Genomic DNA, 25,810 nt, shown 5'->3' with positions numbered 1-25,810 from the left:
CTCCTATAATACTTCCGGTGCAAGTGAGATAATTCTCATGAATCCTTCATGACGAAGTTCTCTTGTTACTGGCCCGAATATACGAGTTCCTACAGGTGATTTGTCGTCTTTTACTATTACAGCTGCGTTGTCATCAAATTTGATGTATGATCCATCGCTTCTTTTAACTCCTCTTGAAGTTCTAACTATAACAGCTTTTACAACTTCACCTTTTTTTACCGCTCCACCGGGTGTTGCACTTTTAACTGAACAAGTAACTATGTCCCCAATGTTTGCGTATCTTCTTCCGGCTCCTCCAAGAACTTTGATAACTGAAAGTTCTCTTGCTCCGGAGTTATCTGCTACTCTCATACGAGATTCTTGTTGTATCATAATAATCTCCTTTACCTAATTAAGCACGAACTGCAGTCTCGTTAATTTTAACTAGTCTCCATCTTTTTGTCTTAGATAATGGTCTAGTTTCCATTATTGTTACTGTATCGCCAACTCTAGCTTCATTGTTCTCATCGTGAGCTTTATATTTCTTACTTACATTTAATCTTTTTTTGTATACAGGGTGTTGGATTTTTGTTTCTACTTTTACAGTAATTGTTTTATCCATTTTGTCTGATACAACTATTCCTTGAACGGATCTTCTACTATTTCTTTCCATCAAGTTAAGCCTCCTTATTTATATTGAGCTTTCTCTCTGTTTGGATTGTTTTTACTCTAGCTATATCTTGTTTAACATTTCCAATAGCAGCTGGGTTTTCAAGTTGACCTGTAGCCAATTGGAAACGAAGATTAAATAATTCAGATTGTAAATCGAAAAGTTTTTTATTTAATTCGCTTTCACTTAATTTTCTGATTTCTACTGCTTTCATTAAGCTTCCTCCACTTCTTTGACTTCAAGCCTTTTTACAAATTTTGTTTTGATTGGAAGTTTTTGTGCTGCAAGTCTCATAGCTTCTCTTGCAACTTCTTCACTTACACCACTCATTTCAAACAAAATTCTACCTGGTTTAACTACTGCTACCCAATATTCTGGAGCACCTTTACCAGATCCCATTCTTACTTCTGCTGGCTTCTTTGATACTGGTTTGTCTGGAAATACTTTAATCCAAATATTTCCGCCTCTTTTTATATATCTTGTCATAGCACGTCTTGCAGCCTCGATTTGGTTAGCTGTTAACCATGTGCTACCTAGTGCTTGTAATCCGTATTCACCATAAGCAAGTGTATTACCTTTTTGGGCTTTACCTTTCATTCTTCCCCTATGTTGTCTACGATATTTTACTCTTTTAGGCATTAACATAATCTTGTTTCCTCCTTGAGATAATAATATTATCTATCGTTGTTTCTTCTATTTGGACGTCTTTTCTTGTTTCTTCTGTTTTGTTTTGGTTGTTTAATGTCTGGAATTCTCTTTGCTTTTTCTCCAGGAAGAACTTCTCCTCTGTTAATCCAAACTTTACATCCGATTTTACCATATTGGGTATCAGCTTCTGCAAAACCATAATCAACATCTGCTCTTAGTGTTTGAAGTGGAACTTTTCCTTCGTTGTATCCTTCGCTTCTTGCCATATCAGCACCACCAAGTCTACCAGATACTTGAGTTTTGATTCCTACAGCTCCAGCTCTCATTGTTCTTTGAACTGCTTGTTTCATAGCACGTCTAAATGTGATACGATTTTCAAGTTGTGCTGCTATATTTTCAGCTACTAATTGAGCATCAACGTCTTGATTTTTGATTTCTTCAACGTTAATTATTACTCTTTTGCCAGGAGCGATTTTTTCTACTTTTTTCTTTAATTCTTCTACTCCTGCTCCGCCTTTACCGATTACCATTCCTGGTTTTCCAGTATAAACTGAAACTTTGATGTTATTTACTGCTCTTTCAATTTCTATATCAGAAATTCCTGCATCGTAAACTTCTTTTTTAACTAATTCTCTTATCTTATGATCTTCTACTAAAAGTTCAGAAAAGTCTTTTTTATTTGCATACCATTTAGAGTCCCATTCTTTAATTACGCCAACTCTAAAACCTTTAGGATTTACTTTTTGACCCATTATTATGCCTCCTCTACTTCGTCTTCTGTAAGAACTACACCTATGTGAGATGATCTCTTAAGGATTGGATAAGCTGCACCCTTAGCCTTAGGTCTCCATCTTTTCATAGTTGGAGCGTCGTTTGCGAAGGCTTTTTTAACAATAAGATTGTCTCTAGATAATCCGTTATTGTTTTCTGCGTTTGCTATTGCACTTTTAAGTACGTCTGAAAGTAGTCTAGCACCTTTTTTATTTGTAAATCTTAAAATAGTAAGTGCTTCATCTACTTGTTTACCTCTAATTTCTCTACATATATAATTAACTTTAAGAGGAGATATTCTTACATATTTAGCTGTTGCTTTAACTTCCATTTATACTCTCCTATCTTAATTTTGATTTCAATTCAGTCGCTTTTTTAGCGTGGCCTTTGAAAGTTCTTGTTGGAACGAATTCTCCAAGTTTATGTCCAACCATATCTTCTGTTATATATATTGGAACATGCTTTCTACCATCGTGAACTGCTATAGTATGTTCTACAAATTCAGGAAATATTGTAGAACGTCTTGACCAAGTTTTAACTACCTTTTTGTCATTTTTTTCATTTAATGCTTCAATTTTTTTCATTAAATGTTCATCGACAAAAGGTCCTTTTTTTAGTGATCTAGCCATTAAATCCCCCTATTTTTCGTTTCTTCTTCTTACAATGTATTTAGAAGATTTATTTTTCTTTCTTCTTGTTTTAAGACCAAGTGCTGGTTTACCCCATGGTGTTGATGGTGCTGGTCTACCTACTGGTGTTCTTCCTTCACCACCACCGTGTGGATGGTCTACTGGGTTCATTGCTGATCCTCTTACATGTGGTCTTTGACCCATATATCTTGTTTTACCAGCTTTACCAACTCTTACTAATTCGTGTTCGATGTTTCCAACCATACCGATTGTTGCTTTACAATCATTGTGGATTAATCTTGTTTCACCACTTGGTAATTTTATTGTTGCAAATCTTCCTTCTTTAGCCATAAGTTGAGCAGAAACTCCTGCACTTCTTACAAGAATTGCTCCTCTTCCTGCCTTAAGTTCGATATTGTGAATTTGTGTACCTACTGGAATATCTTTTAATTCAAGTGCATTACCTGGTTTGATATCAGCTTCTTTTCCACTTTCAACTACATCTCCAACTTTAAGATTTCTTGGAGCAAGTATATATCTTTTTTCTCCGTCAGCATAAGCTAAAAGAGCAATATTTGCAGATCTGTTTGGATCATATTCAATAGCTTTTACTCTTGCTGGTATATTATCTTTGTTTCTTTTGAAATCAATGATTCTATATTTTCTTTTAGCTCCACCACCTCTATGGCGAACTGTTATTCTACCAGTATTATTTCTTCCACCTGATTTTTTCAAATCAGTTGTAAGAGATTTTTCTGGGGCTTTTTTTGTGATTTCACTATATGTCATAACAGACATATTTCTGTGTCCGTTTGATGTTGGTTTTAATTTTCTTATAGGCATTTAAATCCTCCCTACATTCCGTCGAAGTATTCAATTGCTTCAGAATCTTCAGTTAATGTAACGTAAGCTTTTTTCCAATCAGCTTTTTTACCATAACCATATCTAGTTCTAACTTTTTTACCTGTAAAGTTTAATGTTCTTACTTTTTTAACCTTTACTCCTTCAAAGATAGTTTCGATTGCATGTTTGATTTCTGCTTTGTTAGCATTTTTGTCTACTTCAAAAGTGTATTTATTATCTTCAATTAACTCCATACTTTTTTCAGTAATTATTGGTCTTTTTACTATTTCGTAAGGTGATTTCATTATATAAATACCTCCTCAAGTTTTGCGATTGCTTCTTTTGTTATAACAAGTTTGTTATGTCTTAAAAGATCATATACATTGATTAGGTTTGCTTTTTCTACATCACAACCTTCAATATTTCTAAATGATCTATAAACTTTGTCATCATTTTCAGCAATAACTACATATGCTTTTTTATCTGCTTTTATGTTTGTTAAGATTTCATTTGCTTCTTTAGTTTTGTATGAGTCAAGTTTTAATTCATCAAGTACAACTAATTCATTGTCATTTACTTTTGAAGTTAAAACTGAGTAAAGAGCTTTTCTTTTCATTTTCTTAGGAATCTTGTAGCTGTAGTCTCTTGGCTTTGGTGCAAATACAATTCCACCACCTGTATAGTGAGGTGCCCTTATAGATCCTTGTCTAGCTCTACCTGTTCCTTTTTGTCTGAATGGCTTTCTTCCTCCACCTCTTACTTCTGAACGAGTCTTAGCGGATTGTGTGCCTTGTCTTTTATTAGCTAGTTGGTTTTTAACTGTATCATAAACAGCTGTTTCAGCAATATCTGCTGCAAAAAGAGTTTCGTTTAACTCGATTTCACCAACATTTTCTCCTTTTATATTTAAAACTTCTACTTTAGGCATTTATTCCTCCTTATTATAGGCTCTTGATTGCTTGTTTTACTTGAACAAGTCCACCTTTTGGTCCTGGAACAGCGCCTTTAACTAAGATGTAGCTGTCTTCTGTGTTAACTTTAACAACTTTTAGGTTTTGAACTGTTACACGTTCATTACCCATTTTTCCAGAGCCTTTTCTACCTTTGAACACTCTAGCTGGATCAGAACCTGCAGCTCTTGCACCTGCTACTCTGTGTGATTTAGAACCGTGGCTTGCTGGTCCTCTTCCGTAGTTCCATCTTTTAATAGCACCTTGTGTTCCCTTACCTTTTGAAGTAGCAACTATATCTACTAATTCACCTTCTTCAAATTGGTCAACACTTAGTGTATCTCCAGGGTTTAATTCAGATTTTTCTGAAAGTCTAACTTCTTTTAAATATCTTTTGTAAGATGCGTTAGCCTTATCAAAGTGTCCTCTAATAGGTTTTTTAACATTTTTTTCTTTTTTGTCATAATATCCAACTTGGATTGAGTTGTAACCATCAACTTCTTCTGATTTAACTTGAACTATTACATTCTCATCAGCTTTTAGTACAGTTACTGGTGTAACAACACCATCTTCATCAATGACTTGAGTCATGCCTACTTTTGTTGTAAATATACTCTTCATTTGAGTACCTCCTTAATTACAGCGGATTGATCCAAAATTAATTGGAAAATCTTCAATCATTCTAATTACAGTTTTATTTCTATATCAACACCAGCTGGTAAATTTAGTTTCTTTAAAGAATCTAAAGTTTTAGCATTTGGTCCAATGATGTCGATTAATCTTTTATGTGTTCTTTGTTCAAACTGTTCTCTTGAGTCTTTGTATTTGTGAACCGCACGAAGTATTGTTATAACTTCTTTTTCTGTTGGTAATGGAATTGGTCCACTTACTTTTGCTCCTGATCTTTTTACCGCTTCAACAATTTTTTCTGCAGAGCTATCAATTATTTCATGATCATATGCTCTTAGTCTAATTCTTATTTTTTGATTAGCCATTTTTCCTCCTTTTGATGTGCCACCCTACCGGGCGTTTAATTATATTTGGAAAGCACTAGAGATTATTCTCTAGCTTGCTTGGTGGAAATTACCTTCCACATCTGGCTTAAGTGTGAAAGCAACCTCCCACTTCATAGCACTTAAACATGATACAACAATTACCAATAAAAATCAAGTAATTTTCATAGTTTTATATAATTTTTGTACCAATCTTGATTATTATATATGTTTTTTTTAAATAATGCAAATTTTTTTATTATAAAAGTTCTATCATTATTATATAGGAGTAAATATCCTTATAATATTTCCTTTAGCAAATCTAGATTTAAAATTTCGATTTCTCTTCCTTTAATTTTAATAATTTTTTCATCCGCCATATTTGATAATTCTCTTGATAAGGATGGCCTTGTTGTTGATAAAAAGTCTGCTAGTTCTTCTCTAGTTTGTTTTAAGATTACTTTTTCGTTTTCTTCTTCTATTAATAAGAAGTTTGCTATTTTTTGCCTGAGAGTAAATTGATTTGTAATTTGATTTTTTTGACTTAGGGCTAGGCATTTTTTACTTATTAAGTCTATATAGCTTATTAAAAATGATTTTGGCATGGTTTCGTTTATTAAGTTTCTAAATTCTTTAATTACTATAATTTTTGATTTTTTTTCTACCAGTGCAGAAAAATCAAATGGTTCTTTTAGGTAGGCATAAACTTCTCCAAATATTGCTTTATTATTGAAGGCTTGTATTATGGATCTTTTTCCATTTGAATCAAATTTTGCTACTAATATTGATCCTTCTTTTAGAAAATATAAATCGCCTTTTATATCTCCTTGCTTAAATATATAGGATCCTTTTTCATATATTTTTTCTTCTATTTTTATATTTTCTTTTAAGATTTGTAAGTCTTTTTCTTTTAAATTTTTAAATATGGGTATTTGTCTTAAATTCATTTTTCACCTCTATTAAATTATATCCTACCTTGTATTTTAAAAATTACATTATAACAATTATTTATAAGTAACGTTTTCTTGTTCGTTAATTAATCAATATATTAAATTTGTTTGACAATTTATTTTTAATTGTATATAATCAATTCAAAATCCAGGATTTTAAAGTAAATATGAAAAAAATAAGTTATAGGAGTAATTATGATATCGAATCTGATTAATAGTTTAAATAGTGTAATTAGAAACTGGCTACTTATTGGATCTTTGCTGGGTGTAGGAATTTTTTACACAATCTATACAGGAGCAATCCAATTTAGAAAATTTAGCACTGCTTTTAAAAATGTCTTTGGTGGAATGTTTGAGAAAAACCATGATGGTATTTCATCTTTCCAGGCCTTATCCGTTGCTATTGCAGCCCAAGTTGGTACAGGAAATGTTGCAGGAACTGCTACTGCTATTGTAGTTGGTGGTCCTGGGGCTATTTTTTGGATGTGGTTTTCAGCCTTATTAGGTATGGCTACAATCTTTGCTGAAGCATGCCTTTCCCAAAAATATAGGGAAAGTAATGATGAGGGATATGTAGGTGGGCCTGCATATTATATGAAAAATGGTTTTAAAAATAAAAAATTAGGAATGATTTTAGCAAAAACTTTTGCAATTCTTATAGTTCTTGCCTTAGGTTTTTTTGGTAATATGACCCAATCAAACTCTATAGCTACTAGTATTAACGAAGCTTTTAATTTTATACCCTTGATTGTTATTGGAATTATAGTTGCTATTGTTGCAGGCCTTGTTTTTATTGGTGGTATTAAAAGAATCGCAAATTTCGCCCAACTTGTGGTTCCTTTTATGGCTCTTATTTATATAGTTTTTTCAGTAATTATCCTTATAAAATTTAGAGCCAATATTCCATCAACTATAAAGACAATTTTTCAAGCAGCCTTTACTACAAAGGCAGCTGCTGGTGGAGCCTTAGGATTTGGTATTAAAAAAGCTCTCGTTATGGGTGTTGCTAGGGGACTTTTTTCTAATGAAGCTGGTATGGGTTCTACTCCTCACGCTCACGCAACTGCAGTCGTTGAACATCCAGTAGAACAAGGTTATACAGCTATGGTTGGAGTTTTTATAGATACTATGGTTGTTTGTACAGCAACAGCCTTAATAATTCTTTCAACAAAGTCAAATGAATTCGGTCTTGATGGAGCCCTTGTTACCCAAAAGGCCTTTGAATTAGGATTTGGAAATATTGGAAAAATTCTTCTTTCCATATCTTTAACATTTTTTGCCTTTACAACTATAGTTGGTTGGTATTATTTTGGTGAAACTAATATTAAATTTTTATTTGGTAAAAAAGGTCTCACCCCTTATAGGATTATAGTTTTATTTTTTATAATTTGGGGATCTACAAGAGAGATTGAACTAGTTTGGAATTTATCAGATTTATTTAATTCTTTGATGGTTATTCCAAATGTAATAGCACTTTTTTACCTACATAAAGATGTAAAAAAAATGATGAATGAATATTAATATAAGACAAAGACCCACAAATTTTGTGGGTCTTTTAATAAGATTTATTTTCTTTTTATTTTTTATGCTGTAAATTCTTCTAAGTCTTTTTCTACATTTGTAATTGGAGCAATATTGAAATTTTCTACCAAGAAATTTACTACAGTTTCTGATAAGAAAGCAGGTAGTGTTGGTCCTAGGTGGATATTTTGTACTCCTAGACTTAATAAAGCTAGTAAAACTATTACAGCTTTTTGTTCATACCAAGCTATATTAAATTCTAGTGGTAAGTCATTTACTGATTCAAGACCAAAGGCATCTTGTAATAGTAAAGCAGTTTTTACCAAAGAATATGAATCGTTACATTGACCAGCGTCTAATACTCTTGGAATTCCATTTATGTCTCCAAGATTTAATTTGTTATATCTGTATTTTGCACAGCCTGCTGTTAAAATTACATAATCTTCTGGTAATTTTTCTGCAAATTCTGTGTAATATGATCTTCCCTTGTGTCTTCCGTCACAACCAGCCATTACAACGAATTTTTTAATATTTCCAGCCTTAATTTCTTTTACCACATCTCCAGCAAGAGCCTCAACTTGGTTATGGGCAAAACCTCCAACAATTTTTGTATTTTCAAGATTTTCTGGAGCCTTGCAAGATTTTGCCATCTCAATTATTTGTGAGAAATCTTTGTGACCATTTTCATCAGCATTTATGTGTTTTGCACCAGGATATCCTGCATTTCCTGTTGTAAATAACCTATCAAGATAGTCATTATCTTTTTTAAGTGGAACTATGCAGTTTGTTGTCATCAAAATTGGTCCATTGAATTTTTGGAATTCATCATTTTGGCTCCACCAAGAATTACCATAATTACCATGGAAGTGGTCATATTTTTTGAATTTTGGATAGTAGTTTGCAGGTAGCATTTCTGAGTGAGTATAAACATCTACACCAGTACCCTTTGTTTGTTCAAGCAACATTTCCATATCATTTAAATCGTGACCTGAAATTAAAATTGCTGGATTTTCTCCTGCAGAAAAATCTACTTCTGTAATTTCTGGATTACCAAATTTTTCTGTATTTGCCTTATCCAATGTTTCCATTGCCATAAGACCATGTTTTCCAGTTTCCATTGTTAAATTGATTAAATCATTTATATCCTTATCATCTTTTAAGGTTTTTTCCAAAGTTTTGGCGATAAATTTATCAACTTGATCATTTCTATAACCCAAAACATTTGCGTGGTGGTTATAAGCTGCCATTCCCTTTAGACCATAAGTTATTAATTCAACCAAAGATCTTTCATCTTCATTTACTATATTTAATACACCAACTTCGATAGCTTTTCTTTTTAGCTCATCTCTATCATCTGTTGTATATTTTCCTGCATCTGATAAATCTTCAATATTATTTTCTTTTATTAATTCATCTTTTGCCTTTATAGTTTCTTCTACCTTATCTAAAATATGATCCTCATCAAAATTTGCATTTGTAATTGTTACAAACATATTATTTGAAATTAAATCATAATATTTAGAATCTGCATTTTCTAATTTATTTAAAACTTCAGCAAGTCCCTTTGTTACATATATTAACAAATCTTGGCTATTTGCAGTATTTTCATCTTTTCCACAAACACCTACTTTTGTACAGCCCTTGTTACCAGCTGTTTCTTGACATTGAAAACAAAACATAATAAAATCCTTTCTTTAATATATACTCTATTTTTATCTTCTCTTTAATCTTACAATCCTATAATACAAGAAAAAAGATTATTAATCGGTAACCTATGTTACAAATTGATAATTATTTTTTATTTTCGAGTTTTTTTAGGTGGTTTTTAGCAGCCTTTATATATTCTTCCATAACCTTTATTCTCGCATATTTTTTACAGTTTCCCTCAACAATTATCCAAGGAGCGTAGCTGGCATTGGTTCTTTCAAGCATTTCATTCATTGCCTCAATATAATCATCCCATTTGTCCCTGTTTCTCCAGTCCTCATCTGTGATTTTATATTGCTTATCAGGCTCTCTTTGCCTATCTTTAAATCTTTTTAATTGCTCATCCTTATCAATTGTTACAAAAAATTTCAAAAGCAAAGATCCGTGGTCGTAAATTTGCTTTTCCATATCAAGCATTTCTCCGTAAGCCCTGTCCCATTCATTGGTTTTGGCAAAGCCTTCAACTCTTTCGACCATAACCCTTCCATACCAAGACCTTGAAAAAATTCCTACATAACCATCCTTAGGAAGTTTTGTAAAAAATCTCCACAAATAATTTCTTGATAATTCTTCCTTTGATGGAGCAGAAATTCCGTGAACACTGTATAGTCTTGGATCAACTTTTTTAATCAACCTTTCAATAGCCCCATCTTTTCCAGCAGCATCAACCCCCTCAAAAACCAAAACTTGGCTGATACCCTTTTGGTAAAATTTGTACATTAATTTAGCAACTTCATCTTGGAGCTTATCTTTTTTTTCCTTATACTCATCATCAGAAATAGATTTGGAAAGGTCAATGTTTTGTAAAATATTAGAAGAAGAAATATAATCTCTTTTTTCATTTTCATTTTCTTCCCTTTGCCTAACAACCCTTTCTATCCCCTGACTAATTTTATCAAGGGCAAGACCCAAAACTTCCTTGCTAGCAGCTTTTCTATCATTAGAATCAATAATTTCCCATCTAGAGTAAGAAAAATCACTAGCAACCAAGGTTTTTTTTGAAATGTTTTTCATAATCCTTGTAGTTTTTAACTTGGTCTACATCCAAACCGTCAATATAGAAATCTTCCTTAATAGAATCCTCCAATTTCTCAATTCTTTTTTTCTGTTCCTTTTTATCAATATTTAAGAAAAATTTCAAAATAATGGTTTGGTCATCAAAAAGGGCCTTTTCGATAGATTTTATAGAATCAATTCTTTTTTGAATTTCTTTATCAGACAAATTTTTCTTTTCAAAAATTTTATAATAAAATGACCTATCAAAAATTTTGATTTTTCCCTTTTCAGGCACATTTACCCAAAATTTTCTTATAAAAGGGTACAAATCATCAAAAGATTCATCCTTATCAAAGACTTCAACATCAAAATTTTTAGCAGCAAATTCACGGCACAAGTCCTTAATAACATAACCACGCCCCGAAGACTCCCATCCATCAACAATAATTAAAATTGGAATATCCAAGTCATTACAAATCCTAGCAAGCCTACCAAGCCTTTCAGCAAGCTCAGAACGTTTAAAGTTTTGAAACTTCATTTTTCTATCAACACTAATTAAATTCCCCATAAAATCACCTCTTTCTGTTTTATTACCCTATTTTTTTAATTTTTTAAAATAAAAGGACTCAAAATTAAAATATTTATTTTTTGATAAAAAATATTTGACCAATATAGTATATAAAAAGAAAAGAAAAAGGAGTTAAGATGAAAAAACTTATTGCAGTTGACATAGACGGGACCTTATTAAATTCTAAAAGAGAAATTACTGAAAAAACTAAAAAGGCTCTGATCAAGGCTCAAGAGCTTGGACATATTGTTGTTATAGCATCAGGCCGTGATCCTTTTGGAGTTTATCCTTTTGCTGATATTTTGGAATTTAAAAAATTTGGAGGCCTTCTTTCAAATTTTAACGGGGGAAGAATTACAAATTATAAAACAGGTGAAGTGATAATTAATCACACCTTAGACTTAAATCTAGCTAAGGAAATCTTGCAATTTTCCGAGAAAAATCTTGATATGCACTATATAATTTATTCTGATGATGGAGTTCTTACTTCTTCTGAAGATACTTATACATTAAAAGAAATTTGCGAAAAGGCCTTTACCCACTATGAGGTAATTGATGATTTGGCTTATAGCCTAGATTTTGCTCCAAATAAAATTATGTTCTCATATTATCCAGACTTGATAGATGATCAGTCAAAGATATTAAAAGAAAAATTTTTTGATAAAACTGCCCAAGTTAAGTCTACCCCACGCTTTTATGAAATAATGCCAAAAGGAATTGATAAGGGGAAGAGTTTAAAAGAAATCGCTGGATTTTTTGGCATGACCATGGATGATGTAATTGCTTTTGGTGATGAAGAAAATGACCTAACCATGATTGAAATGGCAGGAAGTGGAGTTGTAATGGGAAATGGAACTGATTTTATGAAATCAAAGGCAGATTTTATTACAAAAACTAATGATGAAGATGGGATAGCTTATTATTTGGAAAAATTTGTTTTTAATAAAAATAATTAAAAAATTATTTTATAACAAATTGGGTATAACCATATTAGACTATCTTATTAAATAAAGGAGGAAATATGATAATAGGAGTACCAAAAGAAATCAAAGACCAAGAATCCAGAGTTGCAATAGTACCTGGTGCCGTTTCTGAGTTAGTTAAAGCTGGTCATGAAGTATTAATAGAAAAAAATGCCGGAATTGATTCTGGAATTGAAGATAAAGATTATGAAGAAGTAGGGGCAAAAATTATAGATTCTGCAAAAGAAGTTTGGGAAAGTGCAGATATAATATATAAGGTAAAAGAGCCTTTAAAAGAAGAATATAAGTATTTAAGAGAAGGATTGATTTTATATACCTACCTTCACCTTGCAAGTAACGAAGAATTAACCAAAGAATTAGTAGATAAAAAAGTTACTGCAATAGCCTATGAAACCTTAAGACTTGACAACAAATTACCTCTACTTACCCCAATGAGTGAGATTGCAGGAAGAATGGCTGTTCAAGAAGGGGCAAGATATCTTACAAAGCCTGAAGGTGGAAGAGGAATTTTACTTCAAGGAGTTCCAGGTGTAAGACCTGCTCACGTTGTAATTGTTGGTGCAGGAACTGTAGGAACAGGAGCTACAAAAATTGCCGTAGGAATGGGAGCAAGAGTTACTGTTTTGGATGTAAATATTGAAGCTTTAAGTCATTTGCAAGATATACTTCCAGATAAAATCGAAACAGTTTATTCAAACCCAATGAATATTGAAGAATCTGTTAGGGATGCTGATTTGGTTATTTCAACAGTTTTAATTCCAGGAAGACGTGCACCACAACTTATTAAGGAAGATATGGTTAAGCAAATGAAAGAAGGATCTGTAATAGTTGACGTTGCTATTGACCAAGGTGGTTCAACAGATATTACAAAAGGACATGCAACAAGCCACTCTGATCCAATTTTTGTAAAACACGGTGTAATTCACTACGCAGTTGCAAATATTCCAGGAGCTGTAGCAATAACATCTACCTATGCCCTATCAAATGCAACTACTAGATATATAAAAACAATTGCAAACATAGGCCTTAAAAAAGCTTGCGAAAAATCTCCAGAAATTATCACAGCTGTAAATACCTACGATGGCTATGTAACAAACGAGGGTGTTGCTGAAGATACTGGATTTGAATATAAAGAATTAAATATTAACTAAAAATAAGCAAAAAAATAGGAGGATTTTTTATCCCCCTATTTTTTATCTTTCTAATTTGTTTTTTTCTATTCCCATTTTTTTACAATATTTTGATAATAATATTGGTGTGAGAATTGATGTGAAAATTGTCAAAAATGCCAATTGTGATGTTAAGGCACTAGCATTTGCAGCAACTACCGGATCAATATCTTGTAATAATTGTGGTAGTGATAAGGCAATAGCCCCAACTGCTGAAAGGGCAAATGATGCTACACCATTTGTTTTTAATACTTTTCTTTCAAATAATATCATAGCTGGAAGTGAAATAAAGTATATTGGAAGAGTTAATAAAACTCCATTTAAACTTTGTTTTAAAGCATCTAATATATTTATTCCTGCACCAAAAGTAAATCCTAAAAATGGCATCAACATTCCTGTAGCTGGATGTATAAAAGATGCAAATTCTTTATCAAGATTTCCTACTATAAGTCCAACTATTAAAGGAATTAATGATGAAACTATAGTCATTACATCAAGTTCTCCCTCCGAACCTAAAGAATATAATAAAATCATTATTCCAGGATTTGCTAAAAGTCCTGCAAAAGAAAATCCAGCAATATCAAGGTCTGAACCATAATCTAAAGTTAAGGCAAGGTATAAGGCAGCTGATATACAAGTTGTTGACATAACTGCAAGAGCAGGAATTCCTAAAACTCCTTCAAATCCAAACAATTTCACATAAATTATATTTAATAAAACTCCTATAATTGCCCTAACCAACATCAATGATCCCATTTTTTTAATAACTTTTGGAACCGATTTTATATCGATGTTAGCTCCAGATATAAAACATAAAATTCCTATCATTGCCTGACTTCCCTTACCTGTAAAAGTAGCCTCGGTCATTCCACCAATATGAAGAGCATTTGGGAAAATATTTGTAAATACCATGGCAATGATCATTGGTACTATTAGCATCCCTCCAGGGATTTTTCTCATTAATTTAAGCATTTGTTCTCCTATTTTTTTATATGTATTTTAACAATCTATGAGGATTGTTAAGAATTTACCTACATTGTAGCAAATTAAATTTCACTTGTAAAATACCTTTATAAAATTAAATATTATATATTTAAATTTAATTTTATAAATATTTTTAATTCATAGCTATATTTGAAATCCTTATCATAATATCATATAATTAAAATGTATTTAAAAAGTTAATTATTAGACAAAGGAGTTATAGTATGTATGATTTAGTAATTGTGGGCGCAGGTCCCGCAGGCTTAACAGCTGCAATTTATGCTAAAAGAGCTAACTTAAATGTGCTTTTATTAGATAAGTTATCTGCTGGTGGCCAAGTTCTGAATACATTTGATATAGAAAATTATCCAGGATTTACCTCTATTAACGGAGCAGACCTTGCTATAAAAATGTTTGAGCAAGTAATGCACCTAGGTGTAGAGTTTGATTATAAAACAGTTACAGACATAAAAGATTTGGGAAAAACCAAAGAAATTTCTACACTTGAATCTGAAGATAAGATAATAACAAAATCAGTGATCATAGCTTCAGGAACAACCCCTAGAAAATTAGGTATTAAAGGTGAAGAAGAACTTTCTGGAAAATCAATTTCATGGTGTGCAATTTGTGATGGACACAAATATGATGATAAAGATGTAGTTGTTATTGGTGGTGGAAATTCTGCAGTAGATGAAAGTATTTACATGTCAGAATTTGTAAAATCTATAACAGTTATTACTGATTTCGACCTAACAAGTGATCCTTCAAGTGCAGAACATTTAAGATCACTTGATAACGTTACAGTTCATCCTTATAAAAAAGTTTTGGAATTTATTCCTAATGAAGATGGCCTACTTAAGGCTGTAAAATTTGCTAACAAAGACGACGAAAGCTTAGTTGAAACTGTTGAAGCTGACGGAGTTTTTGAATATATTGGGGCTATCCCACAAACAGACTATGCTCAAAATCTTGGCATTGATATCCAAAGAGGATATGTAAAGGTTAATGAATTTATGGAGACAGGTCTTGATGGTGTATTTGCAGTTGGTGATTGCACTATTAAACATTTAAGACAAGTTGCAACAGCTGTAAATGATGGTGCTATAGCAGGTCAAAGAGCCTTTGACTATGTTAAAAAATTAGAAACGGAGATGTAGATGGCTAAAGAAGTAAATGGAGTTGAATTAGAAGAAGAAATTAAAGAAGGTCTTGTACTTGTAGATTTCTTTTCTAGAACATGTGGACCTTGTAAGATGTTAAGTTTTATACTTGATGCTGTTGACAAGGAAATTGAACAAGTAAAAATAGTTAAAGTTTGTTTTGAAGAAAACAAAGAAACTGTTGAAAAATATGGTGTTGAAGGTTACCCAACAATCATCTTATTCAAAGATGGCGAAGAAGTTGAAAGAAAGCAAGCATTACAACAAAAACCAGTAATTGAAAAAATGATAAAGGAGTATATATAATGACAGAAAATAAGCACGTAAAATATGTTTACAATGAGCACTTAATAGAAATCCAACATAAAAACGAAGAAAAAATGTTAAAGGAACTTAGAGAAGGTTCTTATACATTTGATAATCCTTTGATTAAATATAACCCATACATAGTAAATGCTCTTTCAGCAGTTATGTTATTTAACACTGAAGAGGAAATGGCTTTTACAATTGTAATTAAGGGTAAGGAAAAAGAAGGAGATTTAATCCATACTTTCCCAAAAGCTAAAGAACACGTACTTCCTATAGTTGGTCTTTACAATGATTATGAAAATAAAATTGAAATTTGGCCATATCAAAACCCAGATAAGAAAGTTACTCATACAATAAAAGTTGCAGATGTTGATACTGATAAAAATATCATTTCAATGGATACAACAAAAGAATATTTAAAAGACCAAGTTATATTCTCATGTCCTGCAACAAGTGACCTTTCTATAGCTACTGACTACAGAGGAGATTTGAGAATTAAATTTGATAGAGCTTTGATTTGGGATATCAAACAAACAAACGATGGACATTTCTGGATGAGTTCAGACAGACTTATCAAAATGCCATATGTTTTATCAGGACTTTATGAATTTGACCTAGTTGGTAAAATTTACAGAGAATACAGAATTCCAAACGGTTACCACCACGATCAAATCTTTATGGACAATGGAGACTTGATGGTTCTTTCTGGAGATTTTGAAGATCATACAGTTGAAGATAGACTTTATGTAATTGATAGAGAAACTGGTGAAGTTAAAAAGACAATTAACTACAAAGAATTCTTAGAACCAGGCGCTAACAAATCTGGATCATGGTCTGATGAAGATTGGTTCCACAACAACTCTTTGTGGTATGACAAATACACAAATTCAATCTCACTTTCAGGAAGACATATGAACGCTATGGTAAACATAGACTATGATACACACGAACTTAACTGGATTATAGGAGATCCTGAATGCTGGCCTGAAAAATATCAAAAATATTTCTTCACACCAAAAGCAGGACAAGAAGATTTCGGATGGCAATATGAACAACACTCAGTATTCCATACACCAAATGGAGATGTTGGATGTTTTGATAACCACCATTTCGGAACAAATAATCCTGATAAATATCTAGATGCAAAAGATAACTACTCAAGAGGAGTTATTTATAGAATAGATACAGATAAGATGGAAATCGAACAAACTTACCAATATGGTAAAGAAAGAGGAGCTGAATGGTTCTCACCATATATCTGTAACATGGTTTATTACGGAGAAGATTATTATTTAATGCACTCAGGTGGAATCGCATTTGATGGTGACGGAAATCCTTCAAATTCACTTGGTGCTTTGATTCAAAATAATGATGATGGAGCAAAATTATATTCATCAACTGTTATAATGAACCACGGCAAAAAAGAATTGGAATTAAAAACAAAATCAAACTACTACAGAGCTGAAAAAATTTCTCTTTACAAGGAAGGTTCAAACAACCTAACACTTGGAAAAGGTGAAATAGTAGGTAAAAACGCAAAAACTGTAGAAAATGATGTAAAAATTCCTGCAGAAGAAGCTGAAGGCTTAATAGATCCTAAGAGAGAAGCAAGAATTGAAGATCAATTCGATATGCTAACTTTCTATGCTAAATTCGAAAAAGGTCAATTAGCTGCATTAGTTCTTGAAAATGATACAGAAGAACACCAATACTTCATTTCAACAGCATCAAACAATATCCGTGGAGCAATGTGTTCAGGTACATTCTTAACAGATGATGATAGAGACACAAGAACAGTTGTAATGAAAGAAGGACTTAAAGGCGAATATAAGGTAAAAGTTATAATCGACGATAAGAAATACGACACAGGCGTTACAATAGAAGCTTAATATAAAAAAAATTACCAGAGCTAATAGCTCTGGTTTTTTTGTATAAATCTTTACTGTGTTTAAAATATTTAAAAAAGAGTTAGGCAAAACTAACTCTTTTTTTAAATTTATTTGTTTATAAAAGCTTCCCAGTCTTTTTTGAAGTTTTCAATTCCTTGAGTGGTTAATGGATGTGTCCATAATTTTTCAAATAAACTTCCTGGTATTGTTGCTATATGGCTTCCTGCTAGTGCTGCTTCTTCTAGGTGTTTGTTTGTCCTAATTGATGCAGCAATAATTTCGCTTTCTAGGCCATAATTATCTAAGACAGTTTTTAAATTGTAAATTAATTCTCCCCCATCTTCTCCCATATCGTCAATTCTTCCAACAAATGGTGAAATATATGTTGCCCCAGCTTTTGCTGCCATAAGTCCTTGACTTACTGAAAAAATTAATGTGCAATTTGTTTTAATTCCTTTTTTTGAAAGGGTGTTTATAGCCTTTAATCCATCCTCAGTCATAGGGATTTTTACAACAATATTATCTGCCCATTTTGCAATATCTAAGGCTTCCTTAACCATAGAATCGTAATCATAAGATGTAACTTCAGCAGAAATTGGTCCATCAACTATAGATGCTATTTCTGTAACAACTTCCTTAAAGTCTCTTCCCTCTTTTTTTATAATAGATGGGTTAGTTGTAACCCCATCACATAGGCCTAAATCATTAATTCTTTTTATTTGATCAACGTTTGCAGTATCTAGAAAAAATTTCATCATTTACTCCTTTATTTTTCATACTTATATTTATATTATACTTTTATAAAAAAAGTTTTCATAGTTTTAATTTTTACTTTAAAATGATAAAATAAGATATAAGATTTAAAAAAGGAGTAATTATGAAAATAATTTTAGCAGTTGATGAGAATTTTGGAATTGGTAAAGATAATAAGCTACTTTTTCATTTTAAAAAAGACCTTGCTCATTTTAAAAAAACTACTTTGAATAATATAGTAATTATGGGAAGAAAAACTTACCAATCCATGCACGGAGCCCTTCCAAAGAGGGAAAATATAGTCCTAACTAGAAATAAAGACTTAAAACTTGATGATGCCCTAGTATTTAGTGATGTAGATGAACTTTTGAAATATATAAAGGAAAACAAAAAAGATAGGGAAGTTTTTGTAATTGGTGGAAGCCAAATAGTTGACTTGCTTTTAGATTATTGTGATGAAGCTATTATTACAAAAATTTATGCAAAAAAAGATGCTGATACCTACCTTCATAACTTTGATAAAGATAAAAATTTTGGCCTTATAGAAGAATCTGAAGAAATTATAGAAGATAATACGACCTACAAGTATCTTGTGTACAGGAGGATAAAATGATTGAAATTTTTGTAAGCTCCCTTTGCCCCGATTGTATTGAGGTAATAGAAAATTATAAAAAAGACCCCCTATATTATGGAAAGGCAGTCTTAGTTGATATAACTGAATCTATGGCAAATTTAAAAAGATTTTTATCTTATAGGGATAAAAAAATTGAATTTAAAGAAAAAATCCAAACAAATCAAGTTGGAATCCCAGTAATGATAAGCGATAAGGAAGAAATAAAATTCATATAAAAAGACCCCTATGGGGTCTTTTTATTTTGCAAAATCTTCTAACTTTATATAATCAAAAATACCATCTGAATATTCTTGGTCTATTTGGCCTTGAACTAGTGGTAGGGCATATTCTATCATTTTTTCTTCTAAAACTTTTCTATTAGCCAACCATTCTTTCGGAATTTTCTTTTCCTTGTTAGCTATATTAGCTGGATTTGTTGTAGAATAGGAAACCTTATAAGGATTGTTTTCTTCTCTTTTTAAGAAAGGAACTATATTTGTCTTATCCTTTCCTTCTTTCAAAGCTAAGTATCCAAGCTCAAAGGCCTCATCAGAGTCTGTTTTTGAAATTAAAAAGCTTGTTCTTTGAACTATATTAAGTTCTACACAACGAGTTTTTATTTCTAATTCCTTGTGGATATAGTCAGAAATTTTTTGTCCAATTCCTGCTATAATTGGATGGTTGAAGCCCTTATCAAAAGATTTTTGTTTTTCATTTTCTAAAAGGGAATCTTTATCCATAAAACCTTCTGATACTGCAACTACAAGGTTACTATCTTCTTTTAATTTTTCCTTTATTTCCTCTTTTATCTGATCTAATGATTTTTCATCTTCAGGAAGATATAAAAGATTTACTACATCCTTATCTCTTTTATAATTAGAAAGATAAGAAGTAGCAGTTAGCCAGCCTGCATTTCTTCCCATTATTTCAACAAAGGTAATTGATTTTATAGGGTAAATGTCACAATCTAGCCTAACTTGTCTTAAAACTGTATTAACAAATTTAGCAGCAGATCCAAAACCTGGAGAATGGTCCATTTCACAAAGGTCGTTATCTATAGTTTTTGGACATCCAACTACATTTATCCAATCAATTTTATTTTTTTCTATGTAAGCATTCAACTTCATTACAGTATCCATGGAGTCATTTCCTCCAATGTATACAAAAGTATCTATTTTATATGTTTTGAAATTTTCAAAAATTTTACCATATACCTCATCATCCAAATCTTCAGGAAGTTTATACCTACAAGATCCCAATATAGATGAAGGTCTTTTCTTAAGCCTATCTTTTCCAAAATTTTTTTCAAATAGATCCTTATCAACTTTTTTTATATTTTTATTTATAATTCCTTCAATGCCATTTAATGATAGAAAAATTCCATCATAATTTAAGTCAATTCCTGACTGAATAACTCCAGCCAATGAAGAATTGATTACAGCAGTAGGTCCACCTGACTGTCCAACAAGACAATTCATAAAGCCTCCTTATTTTTTTATTACCTATATACTTTACCCTATTTTTTTCACTTAAAAATTTAATGGGCATATTTCTATGCCCATCATTAAAAACATATTAAATTACTTTTCTAATGCATTTATAGCTTCAACCTTAGGTGTTGAAGAACCATCTTTAAATTCTAGGCTAATAATTTCTTTTACAATTTTTTTAGCAAGTTCTGGTCCTATTACTCTTTGGCCAAAACAAAATACATTTGCGTTATTTGATAATACAGCTCTTTCTCCTGAATATTGGTCATGGCAAACAGCTGCTCTAATTCCCTTACATTTATTAGCAGATATTGCCATTCCTATACCTGTACCACAAACAAGGATTCCTCTTTTTTCATAGTCAGATTCTTGGATTTTTTCGCAAAGAGTTTTTGCAACATTTGGATAGTAGGTTCCATCTTCAACTGTTTTTACTCCAACATCTTCAACTTTGATACCTTCATTTTCTAATAATTCTTTAATTGTATTTTTTAATTCTACTGCTGCGCAGTCACATCCAATAATGTATTCTCTCATTTTATTCTCCTTTTTATTTATCAAATTTTTTATTGTAAGCTTCAGCTATTTTTTCAGCTGTAAATCCTAATTCTTCTTGAACTTGTGATCCTTCTCCAGAAATTCCAAACCTATCTATAGATATATTTAGACCATTTCTTCCTGTAAATTCACCCCAACCAAAAGATGTACCCATTTCAATTGAAACTATATTTTTACACTCCATAGGTAAAAGTTCTTCTATATAGTCCTCTCCAGAATCTCTAAACAATTCCATTGAAGGCATAGATATAACCCTTATATCTTTTCCTTGTTTTTTAAGAATTTCTTTTGTTTCTAAAGCAAGCTCAACTTCTGATCCTGTAGCTATAAGAATTCCTTCAGGCTTCTTGTCACTATCACTTATTATATAAGCTCCCTTATCAATATTATCAAGCTTTGTAGTTTGTTCTAAATTAGAAACATTTTGTCTTGTTAGAGCTATTACTACTGGTTTTTCTTTACTTTCGAGGGCAATTTTCCATGATAGCCTAACCTCGTTTGCATCTGCTGGTCTTAGGACAATTGTATCAGGAATAGACCTTAACATAGCAAGTTGTTCTATTGGTTGGTGGGTAGGTCCGTCTTCTCCAACAGCTATTGAATCGTGAGTAAATACATAAGTTGTTGGTAATTTTGAAAGGGCTGAAACCCTAACAGCTGATTTCAAATAATCAGAAAATACTAAGAAAGTTGAAACATGGTGGAAGGATCCTCCATGAGCTAAAATACCATTTGCAATTGTTGCCATAGCAAATTCTCTAACTCCATACCAAACATTTCTTCCTTCTGGACTTTCATCTCTAAATGCCACAGTATCTTTTATATCAGTTTTATTTGAAGAAAATAAGTCGGCACTTCCTCCCCACAAGTTAGGAATTTCTCTTGCAATATCTTGAAGGATTTCGTGAGATGATGCCCTTGTTGCAATTGCCTTATCTTCTGGAGAATATTTTTTAACCTTATCTATCCAATTTTTTGGCAATTTTCTATTAAAGCCATCTTCAAGTTCTTGGGCAAGGTCAGGATAATTTTTCTTGTAAGAATCATACATCTGATCCCATTTTTGATTTTCTTCTTTTCCTCTTTTTTGGATTTGTTCAAAAGTTTTATAAATTTCATCAGAAATTACAAAGTCATCATCTACCCAATTGTATCTTTCCTTGGCTTTCTTAAAATCATCAGCTCCTATTGGTGATCCGTGAACCTTATTTGTACCTTCATTTTCTGAACCATAACCTATAGTAGTTTTTACCTCTATAAGAGTTGGTTTATCATTGTCGCTTTTAGCTTGTTCAATAGCCTTTAAAATTTCTTCAAGATTATTTCCATCTTCAACTTTTATATATGACCAATTACAAGCCTTGAAAGTTTCTTCTACATTTTCAGTAAATGATGTAGATAAGTCTCCATCCAAACAAATATCATTTGAATCATAAAGTAAAATTAATTTTGATAATTTTAAATGACCAGCTAGAGAAATCGCCTCATGAGCAACACCTTCCATCAAATCTCCATCACCACATAAGGCATATGTGTAATGGTCCATAAGCTTATAATCATCTTTATTATATAATTTCGAAAGATGCTTTTCTGCCATAGCAAGACCTACTGCATTAGCAACACCTTGACCTAGTGGTCCAGTTGTAACTTCAACTCCATCTGTATGCATTCTTTCTGGATGTCCTGGAGTTTTTGAACCGACTTGTCTAAATTCTTTTAAATCGTCAAGGCTAAGATTAAATCCTGAAAGATGTAATAAGGAATATAACAAAGCTGATCCATGTCCTGCTGATAGGACAAACCTATCCCTATTTATCCATTTAGAATTTTTAGGATTTGTATTTAAAACTTTATTCCAAAGTACATAAGCCATTGGAGCAGCCCCCATAGGAAGTCCTGGGTGGCCGCTGTTAGCTTTTTCAATTTGAGATATTGACAAGACCCTTAGGGCGTCAACAGCTTTTTGATCTTCATTATTAAACATTATTTCTTTTCTCCTTTTTTCTTTATTTTATCTTGAAATATGGTGCATCACATGGGTGATTTAACAATTTCTTTAATTCTTCATCAAGTTTTATAAGAGTAATTGATTGGCCTGGCATATTCATAGTAGATGCACATGTTCCAATAAAAGTCCTATTTACTTTTATTTTTTCTCTTCTAAAATTTCACTTAATTTTTTATTCATTACAAATAAATCCATGTAAGGAGTAGCTCCAAGACCATTAATTAGAACTCCTACTTCGTCATTTTCTTTTAAGTCTAGCTCTTTTATAAGAGGATCAGTAATCTCATCTACAACTTCGTTTAAAGTTTCGATTTTTCCTCTTCTAACTCCTGGCTCTCCATGTATACCCATTCCAATTTCCATTTGTCCTTGTTCTAGGTTAAACATTTCATGGCCTGTTCTTGGATCATCTGCAGCTCCCAAAGCTACACCCATTGAAGCTGTTAGGTCATTTGCTTTTTGGGCAAGCTCATAAACTTCATCAAATTCATATCCAAGATCTGCCGCTGCAGCTGCAATTTTCATTACAAAAATATCACCAGCAATTCCTCTTCTACCATCTTTATCTTCTGCTGAAACAACGTCATCAGTTACTTGGATAGATTTAACCTTATAACCTTCAGCTATTGCCATATCTTGAGCCATATCAAAGTTTAGAACATCTCCAGTATAGTTTCCATACATCAATAGGACTCCCTTATTAGAACCTACTTCTTTTATGGCATTATATACAGCATATGGGTCTGGTGATGTATTAATGTGACCTATTACACATGCATCTGCAAAACCTTCTCCAACATATCCTAAAAATAATGGTTCGTGTCCACTACCACCACCGATAATTATTCCTACCTTATCTTTGTCGATATTTTTTCTTGCTACTACTCTTCCACTAAGTTCAGAAACTTTTACATCATCAAAGGCTTTTGTATAACCTTCTATTAATTCTTCAACTATGTCTTCTGGATTGTTAACTAATCTTTTCATATAAATCTCCTTATGCTGTTAATGCAAATATTATGAAACTAAATAGGGCTATTGTACTTCCTTCTCTATCCAAGTGTGTGTCTACAAAGGTGTTTGTTGTTCTTCCCCAATATTCTCCAAATAAGGCAGCTATAACTCCAAATATAGCAGCCATCCATGGATTTGCAAATCCCAATCCTGCGTAAGCTGCAACTTGAGTAACGTGGTGAGTTGATGTAAATTCGTGACCAATGTGTAAGAATATCAAACTCATAGCACTTATTGCAAAACCGATTGATGCAATATTAAATTTGATTGCTACGTATCCACTTAATAGACCTATAAAAAATCCCCAGATAACTGTAAATAAAATGTATTTAGGTGTCATATCTGAATATCTTTTAAAATCTGATGGGTATTGTCCAAAAAGTCCTTTTTTACCAAATAATAACCTACAAATAACTCCTCCTGTAAATACTGTAAGAGCAACTGTATCTAGGTTTAGGTGTAAAATTTGGCTGTACAAATAGTTAATTGAATATCCAATAGAACCAAAAGCTCCTCCAACCAAAATTACTAAAGGATCTTTTGTTTTATATAAAGGCATTAATAAGTTTTGTCCTTCTATACCTGCAGGTCCTAAAGGTTTCATATTTTTTTCATCGCCTTTTGCTCTTTTACACCACCTAGCTGCAAAAGCAGTTGAAGCCACACTACCAAAAAATGCTATTGCTGGTGAAAAGAAAGGCCCAAAAGCTACTGTGTTTAAGAAATCATCATTACCTGTTACAAGGCTTATTGCAATTCCTGCAAGTGCTGTAAAACCTGTGAAAATAAATGAGTTTGTACCACCTATAAGACTTGCAAAAATTCCTCCAGCAAAAGCCAGACATAAGTTCAGAATTGTCATCTCTTCCTCCTATTTTTCTTTTTAATTTCCATTACCCTCTTTATTATTTTTAGGAAATTTTCACTTACCCAAGCAGATCTTCCTATAAATAATCCATCAACTTCGTCAATTCTGATTAATTCTTCAAAATTTTCATTATTTACGCTACCGCCGTATAAGATAGGAATTTCTTTTCCTTTTTCTCCAAATCTTTTTACTAGAATTTCTCTAATTTTCTTATGTGTTTTTTCAACATATTCTTTTGTTGGAGGAGTACCGTTTTCACCTATTGCCCAAACTGGTTCATAGGCTACCCAAAGTTTATCTATACCCTTATCTTCAACTCCTTCAAAGCCGACATTAATTTGGATATTCATTATCTTATCTGTATAGCCTTCGTTTTTTTGCTCCTCAGTTTCACCTATACATAAAAGAGCAGTAAAATCGTGTTTTAAAGATGCTAGAACTTTTTTATTTACAGTGATATCGTCTTCACCAAAGACATGTCTTCTTTCTGAATGTCCTAATTCTATTAATTTCGCTCCAACTTCTTCTAACATTAAAGGAGAGATTTCTCCAGTATAGGCACCCTTATCAGCCCAGTTCATGTTTTGGGCACCAATTTTAACTAAACTTTCATCAATAGCTTCATTACAAGGACCAACTGATGTGTAGGATGGGATTACAAACAATTCTAAATCATCCCTGCTGATATCTTTTGTTCCTTCTTCTAAATCTTTTACAAATTCTACATGTTCCTTTATGGTCTTATACATTTTTGTGTTAGTACCTAAATAAACTTTTTTCATAATGAC

Annotated in this window: 31 protein-coding genes and 1 pseudogene; 8 read left to right on the top strand and 24 right to left on the bottom strand. The window is 32.0% G+C overall.

All coding sequences use genetic code 11. From position 1 onward, the window contains the following. Window positions 1-3: 3 nt before the first annotated feature. The 13 genes from rplN to ANHYDRO_RS07925 form a co-directional block, all read right to left on the bottom strand. Window positions 4-372 carry a 50S ribosomal protein L14 gene (gene rplN / locus ANHYDRO_RS07985; protein WP_004815474.1) on the bottom strand — a complete coding sequence of 123 codons (369 nt, stop codon included), beginning with the start codon at window positions 370-372 and terminating at the stop codon, window positions 4-6. 19 nt (window positions 373-391) lie between these two features. Next, complete coding sequence (gene rpsQ, locus ANHYDRO_RS07980) at window positions 392-652, bottom strand: 30S ribosomal protein S17 (protein ID WP_004815472.1); 261 nt, start codon at window positions 650-652, stop codon at window positions 392-394. A gap of 4 nt (window positions 653-656) precedes the next feature. Continuing rightward, window positions 657-863, bottom strand: a complete 207-nt coding sequence (gene rpmC / locus ANHYDRO_RS07975) for a 50S ribosomal protein L29 (RefSeq protein WP_004815471.1) — start codon at window positions 861-863, stop codon at window positions 657-659. Continuing rightward, window positions 863-1,294 carry a 50S ribosomal protein L16 gene (gene rplP / locus ANHYDRO_RS07970; RefSeq protein WP_004815469.1) on the bottom strand — a complete coding sequence of 144 codons (432 nt, stop codon included), beginning with the start codon at window positions 1,292-1,294 and terminating at the stop codon, window positions 863-865. The genes rpmC and rplP overlap by 1 nt, the downstream gene beginning before the upstream one ends. Before the next feature lie 29 nt (window positions 1,295-1,323). After that, window positions 1,324-2,049, bottom strand: a complete 726-nt coding sequence (gene rpsC, locus ANHYDRO_RS07965; protein WP_004815467.1) for a 30S ribosomal protein S3 — start codon at window positions 2,047-2,049, stop codon at window positions 1,324-1,326. 2 nt (window positions 2,050-2,051) lie between these two features. Beyond that, window positions 2,052-2,399, bottom strand: coding sequence for a 50S ribosomal protein L22 (gene rplV, locus ANHYDRO_RS07960; RefSeq protein WP_004815465.1), 348 nt, complete (start codon window positions 2,397-2,399; stop codon window positions 2,052-2,054). A 10-nt stretch (window positions 2,400-2,409) separates the two neighbouring features. Further along, entirely contained in the window at window positions 2,410-2,697 is a 288-nt protein-coding gene (rpsS, locus tag ANHYDRO_RS07955; protein WP_004815464.1) for a 30S ribosomal protein S19, read from the bottom strand. A gap of 9 nt (window positions 2,698-2,706) precedes the next feature. Beyond that, window positions 2,707-3,540 (bottom strand): 50S ribosomal protein L2, encoded by an 834-nt coding sequence (gene rplB / locus ANHYDRO_RS07950; RefSeq protein WP_004815463.1) that lies wholly within the window; start codon window positions 3,538-3,540, stop codon window positions 2,707-2,709. Window positions 3,541-3,551: 11 nt separating this feature from the next. After that, window positions 3,552-3,845 carry a 50S ribosomal protein L23 gene (rplW, locus tag ANHYDRO_RS07945; protein ID WP_004815462.1) on the bottom strand — a complete coding sequence of 98 codons (294 nt, stop codon included), beginning with the start codon at window positions 3,843-3,845 and terminating at the stop codon, window positions 3,552-3,554. Further along, window positions 3,845-4,468, bottom strand: coding sequence for a 50S ribosomal protein L4 (rplD, locus tag ANHYDRO_RS07940; protein ID WP_004815461.1), 624 nt, complete (start codon window positions 4,466-4,468; stop codon window positions 3,845-3,847). The genes rplW and rplD overlap by 1 nt, the downstream gene beginning before the upstream one ends. A 13-nt stretch (window positions 4,469-4,481) precedes the next feature. After that, window positions 4,482-5,111 carry a 50S ribosomal protein L3 gene (gene rplC / locus ANHYDRO_RS07935; protein ID WP_004815459.1) on the bottom strand — a complete coding sequence of 210 codons (630 nt, stop codon included), beginning with the start codon at window positions 5,109-5,111 and terminating at the stop codon, window positions 4,482-4,484. Window positions 5,112-5,176: 65 nt separating this feature from the next. Then, window positions 5,177-5,485 carry a 30S ribosomal protein S10 gene (gene rpsJ / locus ANHYDRO_RS07930; protein ID WP_004815458.1) on the bottom strand — a complete coding sequence of 103 codons (309 nt, stop codon included), beginning with the start codon at window positions 5,483-5,485 and terminating at the stop codon, window positions 5,177-5,179. Between the two features lie 296 nt (window positions 5,486-5,781). Then, on the bottom strand, window positions 5,782-6,429 hold the full coding sequence (locus ANHYDRO_RS07925; protein ID WP_004815456.1) for a Crp/Fnr family transcriptional regulator: 648 nt from the start codon (window positions 6,427-6,429) through the stop codon (window positions 5,782-5,784). 198 nt (window positions 6,430-6,627) lie between these two features. Between ANHYDRO_RS07925 and ANHYDRO_RS07920 the strand changes: the two genes are divergently transcribed. Continuing rightward, window positions 6,628-7,953 (top strand): alanine/glycine:cation symporter family protein, encoded by a 1,326-nt coding sequence (locus tag ANHYDRO_RS07920; protein ID WP_004815454.1) that lies wholly within the window; start codon window positions 6,628-6,630, stop codon window positions 7,951-7,953. A gap of 62 nt (window positions 7,954-8,015) precedes the next feature. Here the strand turns inward: ANHYDRO_RS07920 and hcp are convergent, their stop codons facing one another. The 3 genes from hcp to ANHYDRO_RS10885 all read right to left on the bottom strand — a co-directional run bounded on the left by hcp (window position 8,016) and on the right by ANHYDRO_RS10885 (window position 11,224). Next, window positions 8,016-9,632, bottom strand: a complete 1,617-nt coding sequence (gene hcp / locus ANHYDRO_RS07915) for a hydroxylamine reductase (RefSeq protein ID WP_004815453.1) — start codon at window positions 9,630-9,632, stop codon at window positions 8,016-8,018. A gap of 112 nt (window positions 9,633-9,744) precedes the next feature. Further along, window positions 9,745-10,674 (bottom strand): hypothetical protein, encoded by a 930-nt coding sequence (locus ANHYDRO_RS10890; RefSeq protein ID WP_004815451.1) that lies wholly within the window; start codon window positions 10,672-10,674, stop codon window positions 9,745-9,747. Then, the gene (locus ANHYDRO_RS10885; protein ID WP_004815449.1) at window positions 10,640-11,224 is read right to left on the bottom strand and encodes a hypothetical protein; all 585 of its coding nucleotides are present in this window, start codon (window positions 11,222-11,224) and stop codon (window positions 10,640-10,642) included. The genes ANHYDRO_RS10890 and ANHYDRO_RS10885 overlap by 35 nt, the downstream gene beginning before the upstream one ends. A gap of 137 nt (window positions 11,225-11,361) precedes the next feature. Here ANHYDRO_RS10885 and ANHYDRO_RS07905 point away from each other — a divergent pair, with 137 nt between their 5' ends. After that, window positions 11,362-12,180 (top strand): Cof-type HAD-IIB family hydrolase, encoded by an 819-nt coding sequence (locus tag ANHYDRO_RS07905; RefSeq protein ID WP_004815448.1) that lies wholly within the window; start codon window positions 11,362-11,364, stop codon window positions 12,178-12,180. A 65-nt stretch (window positions 12,181-12,245) separates the two neighbouring features. Continuing rightward, complete coding sequence (gene ald, locus ANHYDRO_RS07900; RefSeq protein ID WP_004815446.1) at window positions 12,246-13,358, top strand: alanine dehydrogenase; 1,113 nt, start codon at window positions 12,246-12,248, stop codon at window positions 13,356-13,358. A 42-nt stretch (window positions 13,359-13,400) separates the two neighbouring features. Here ald and ANHYDRO_RS07895 read toward each other — a convergent pair whose 3' ends face one another. After that, window positions 13,401-14,348 (bottom strand): 2-keto-3-deoxygluconate permease, encoded by a 948-nt coding sequence (locus ANHYDRO_RS07895; protein WP_004815444.1) that lies wholly within the window; start codon window positions 14,346-14,348, stop codon window positions 13,401-13,403. Between the two features lie 236 nt (window positions 14,349-14,584). Between ANHYDRO_RS07895 and ANHYDRO_RS07890 the strand changes: the two genes are divergently transcribed. The 3 genes from ANHYDRO_RS07890 to ANHYDRO_RS07880 are packed head-to-tail and all read left to right on the top strand — an operon-like array spanning window position 14,585 to window position 17,718. Next, window positions 14,585-15,517, top strand: coding sequence for an NAD(P)/FAD-dependent oxidoreductase (locus tag ANHYDRO_RS07890; RefSeq protein WP_004815443.1), 933 nt, complete (start codon window positions 14,585-14,587; stop codon window positions 15,515-15,517). Continuing rightward, complete coding sequence (locus ANHYDRO_RS07885; RefSeq protein ID WP_004815440.1) at window positions 15,518-15,826, top strand: thioredoxin family protein; 309 nt, start codon at window positions 15,518-15,520, stop codon at window positions 15,824-15,826. After that, on the top strand, window positions 15,826-17,718 hold the full coding sequence (locus ANHYDRO_RS07880) for an aryl-sulfate sulfotransferase (protein ID WP_004815437.1): 1,893 nt from the start codon (window positions 15,826-15,828) through the stop codon (window positions 17,716-17,718). The genes ANHYDRO_RS07885 and ANHYDRO_RS07880 overlap by 1 nt, the downstream gene beginning before the upstream one ends. A 107-nt stretch (window positions 17,719-17,825) precedes the next feature. Here ANHYDRO_RS07880 and fsa read toward each other — a convergent pair whose 3' ends face one another. Next, window positions 17,826-18,473 (bottom strand): fructose-6-phosphate aldolase, encoded by a 648-nt coding sequence (gene fsa / locus ANHYDRO_RS07875; RefSeq protein ID WP_039914440.1) that lies wholly within the window; start codon window positions 18,471-18,473, stop codon window positions 17,826-17,828. Between the two features lie 122 nt (window positions 18,474-18,595). Between fsa and ANHYDRO_RS07870 the strand changes: the two genes are divergently transcribed. After that, window positions 18,596-19,084 carry a dihydrofolate reductase gene (locus ANHYDRO_RS07870; protein ID WP_004815434.1) on the top strand — a complete coding sequence of 163 codons (489 nt, stop codon included), beginning with the start codon at window positions 18,596-18,598 and terminating at the stop codon, window positions 19,082-19,084. Further along, window positions 19,081-19,320 (top strand): hypothetical protein, encoded by a 240-nt coding sequence (locus ANHYDRO_RS07865; RefSeq protein ID WP_004815432.1) that lies wholly within the window; start codon window positions 19,081-19,083, stop codon window positions 19,318-19,320. Before ANHYDRO_RS07870 ends, ANHYDRO_RS07865 begins: the two co-directional genes overlap by 4 nt. 21 nt (window positions 19,321-19,341) lie before the next feature. Here ANHYDRO_RS07865 and ANHYDRO_RS07860 read toward each other — a convergent pair whose 3' ends face one another. From ANHYDRO_RS07860 to ANHYDRO_RS07835, 6 genes and pseudogenes are all read right to left on the bottom strand, one after another. Further along, the gene (locus tag ANHYDRO_RS07860) at window positions 19,342-20,562 is read right to left on the bottom strand and encodes a diphosphate--fructose-6-phosphate 1-phosphotransferase (protein ID WP_004815430.1); all 1,221 of its coding nucleotides are present in this window, start codon (window positions 20,560-20,562) and stop codon (window positions 19,342-19,344) included. Between the two features lie 102 nt (window positions 20,563-20,664). Then, window positions 20,665-21,111 carry a ribose 5-phosphate isomerase B gene (rpiB, locus tag ANHYDRO_RS07855; RefSeq protein ID WP_004817967.1) on the bottom strand — a complete coding sequence of 149 codons (447 nt, stop codon included), beginning with the start codon at window positions 21,109-21,111 and terminating at the stop codon, window positions 20,665-20,667. Window positions 21,112-21,124: 13 nt separating this feature from the next. Then, window positions 21,125-23,116: a transketolase gene (gene tkt, locus ANHYDRO_RS07850; RefSeq protein WP_004815424.1), complete on the bottom strand. Its 1,992-nt coding sequence runs from the start codon at window positions 23,114-23,116 to the stop codon at window positions 21,125-21,127. 22 nt (window positions 23,117-23,138) lie between these two features. Next, window positions 23,139-24,127: pseudogene (locus ANHYDRO_RS07845) on the bottom strand (dihydroxyacetone kinase subunit DhaK). A gap of 10 nt (window positions 24,128-24,137) precedes the next feature. Next, window positions 24,138-25,016, bottom strand: a complete 879-nt coding sequence (locus ANHYDRO_RS07840) for a DUF7973 family transport facilitator (RefSeq protein WP_004815418.1) — start codon at window positions 25,014-25,016, stop codon at window positions 24,138-24,140. Next, window positions 25,013-25,804, bottom strand: coding sequence for a triose-phosphate isomerase (locus tag ANHYDRO_RS07835; RefSeq protein WP_004815417.1), 792 nt, complete (start codon window positions 25,802-25,804; stop codon window positions 25,013-25,015). The genes ANHYDRO_RS07840 and ANHYDRO_RS07835 overlap by 4 nt, the downstream gene beginning before the upstream one ends. Between the last annotated feature and the right edge of the window lie 6 nt (window positions 25,805-25,810).

The organism is Anaerococcus hydrogenalis DSM 7454 (genome assembly GCF_000173355.1).
Classification (GTDB): Bacteria; Bacillota; Clostridia; order Tissierellales; family Peptoniphilaceae; genus Anaerococcus; species Anaerococcus hydrogenalis.
This window is presented reverse-complemented; position numbering and strand designations above follow the sequence as displayed.

Coding starts and splice junctions, on each gene's coding strand:
- rplN (WP_004815474.1), bottom strand. CDS start 372: ATGATACAACAAGAATCTCGTATGAGAGTAGCAGATAACTCCGGAGCA.
- rpsQ (WP_004815472.1), bottom strand. CDS start 652: ATGGAAAGAAATAGTAGAAGATCCGTTCAAGGAATAGTTGTATCAGAC.
- rpmC (WP_004815471.1), bottom strand. CDS start 863: ATGAAAGCAGTAGAAATCAGAAAATTAAGTGAAAGCGAATTAAATAAA.
- rplP (WP_004815469.1), bottom strand. CDS start 1,294: ATGTTAATGCCTAAAAGAGTAAAATATCGTAGACAACATAGGGGAAGA.
- rpsC (WP_004815467.1), bottom strand. CDS start 2,049: ATGGGTCAAAAAGTAAATCCTAAAGGTTTTAGAGTTGGCGTAATTAAA.
- rplV (WP_004815465.1), bottom strand. CDS start 2,399: ATGGAAGTTAAAGCAACAGCTAAATATGTAAGAATATCTCCTCTTAAA.
- rpsS (WP_004815464.1), bottom strand. CDS start 2,697: ATGGCTAGATCACTAAAAAAAGGACCTTTTGTCGATGAACATTTAATG.
- rplB (WP_004815463.1), bottom strand. CDS start 3,540: ATGCCTATAAGAAAATTAAAACCAACATCAAACGGACACAGAAATATG.
- rplW (WP_004815462.1), bottom strand. CDS start 3,845: ATGAAATCACCTTACGAAATAGTAAAAAGACCAATAATTACTGAAAAA.
- rplD (WP_004815461.1), bottom strand. CDS start 4,468: ATGCCTAAAGTAGAAGTTTTAAATATAAAAGGAGAAAATGTTGGTGAA.
- rplC (WP_004815459.1), bottom strand. CDS start 5,111: ATGAAGAGTATATTTACAACAAAAGTAGGCATGACTCAAGTCATTGAT.
- rpsJ (WP_004815458.1), bottom strand. CDS start 5,485: ATGGCTAATCAAAAAATAAGAATTAGACTAAGAGCATATGATCATGAA.
- ANHYDRO_RS07925 (WP_004815456.1), bottom strand. CDS start 6,429: ATGAATTTAAGACAAATACCCATATTTAAAAATTTAAAAGAAAAAGAC.
- ANHYDRO_RS07920 (WP_004815454.1), top strand. CDS start 6,628: ATGATATCGAATCTGATTAATAGTTTAAATAGTGTAATTAGAAACTGG.
- hcp (WP_004815453.1), bottom strand. CDS start 9,632: ATGTTTTGTTTTCAATGTCAAGAAACAGCTGGTAACAAGGGCTGTACA.
- ANHYDRO_RS10890 (WP_004815451.1), bottom strand. CDS start 10,674: ATGAAAAACATTTCAAAAAAAACCTTGGTTGCTAGTGATTTTTCTTAC.
- ANHYDRO_RS10885 (WP_004815449.1), bottom strand. CDS start 11,224: ATGGGGAATTTAATTAGTGTTGATAGAAAAATGAAGTTTCAAAACTTT.
- ANHYDRO_RS07905 (WP_004815448.1), top strand. CDS start 11,362: ATGAAAAAACTTATTGCAGTTGACATAGACGGGACCTTATTAAATTCT.
- ald (WP_004815446.1), top strand. CDS start 12,246: ATGATAATAGGAGTACCAAAAGAAATCAAAGACCAAGAATCCAGAGTT.
- ANHYDRO_RS07895 (WP_004815444.1), bottom strand. CDS start 14,348: ATGCTTAAATTAATGAGAAAAATCCCTGGAGGGATGCTAATAGTACCA.
- ANHYDRO_RS07890 (WP_004815443.1), top strand. CDS start 14,585: ATGTATGATTTAGTAATTGTGGGCGCAGGTCCCGCAGGCTTAACAGCT.
- ANHYDRO_RS07885 (WP_004815440.1), top strand. CDS start 15,518: ATGGCTAAAGAAGTAAATGGAGTTGAATTAGAAGAAGAAATTAAAGAA.
- ANHYDRO_RS07880 (WP_004815437.1), top strand. CDS start 15,826: ATGACAGAAAATAAGCACGTAAAATATGTTTACAATGAGCACTTAATA.
- fsa (WP_039914440.1), bottom strand. CDS start 18,473: ATGAAATTTTTTCTAGATACTGCAAACGTTGATCAAATAAAAAGAATT.
- ANHYDRO_RS07870 (WP_004815434.1), top strand. CDS start 18,596: ATGAAAATAATTTTAGCAGTTGATGAGAATTTTGGAATTGGTAAAGAT.
- ANHYDRO_RS07865 (WP_004815432.1), top strand. CDS start 19,081: ATGATTGAAATTTTTGTAAGCTCCCTTTGCCCCGATTGTATTGAGGTA.
- ANHYDRO_RS07860 (WP_004815430.1), bottom strand. CDS start 20,562: ATGAATTGTCTTGTTGGACAGTCAGGTGGACCTACTGCTGTAATCAAT.
- rpiB (WP_004817967.1), bottom strand. CDS start 21,111: ATGAGAGAATACATTATTGGATGTGACTGCGCAGCAGTAGAATTAAAA.
- tkt (WP_004815424.1), bottom strand. CDS start 23,116: ATGTTTAATAATGAAGATCAAAAAGCTGTTGACGCCCTAAGGGTCTTG.
- ANHYDRO_RS07840 (WP_004815418.1), bottom strand. CDS start 25,016: ATGACAATTCTGAACTTATGTCTGGCTTTTGCTGGAGGAATTTTTGCA.
- ANHYDRO_RS07835 (WP_004815417.1), bottom strand. CDS start 25,804: ATGAAAAAAGTTTATTTAGGTACTAACACAAAAATGTATAAGACCATA.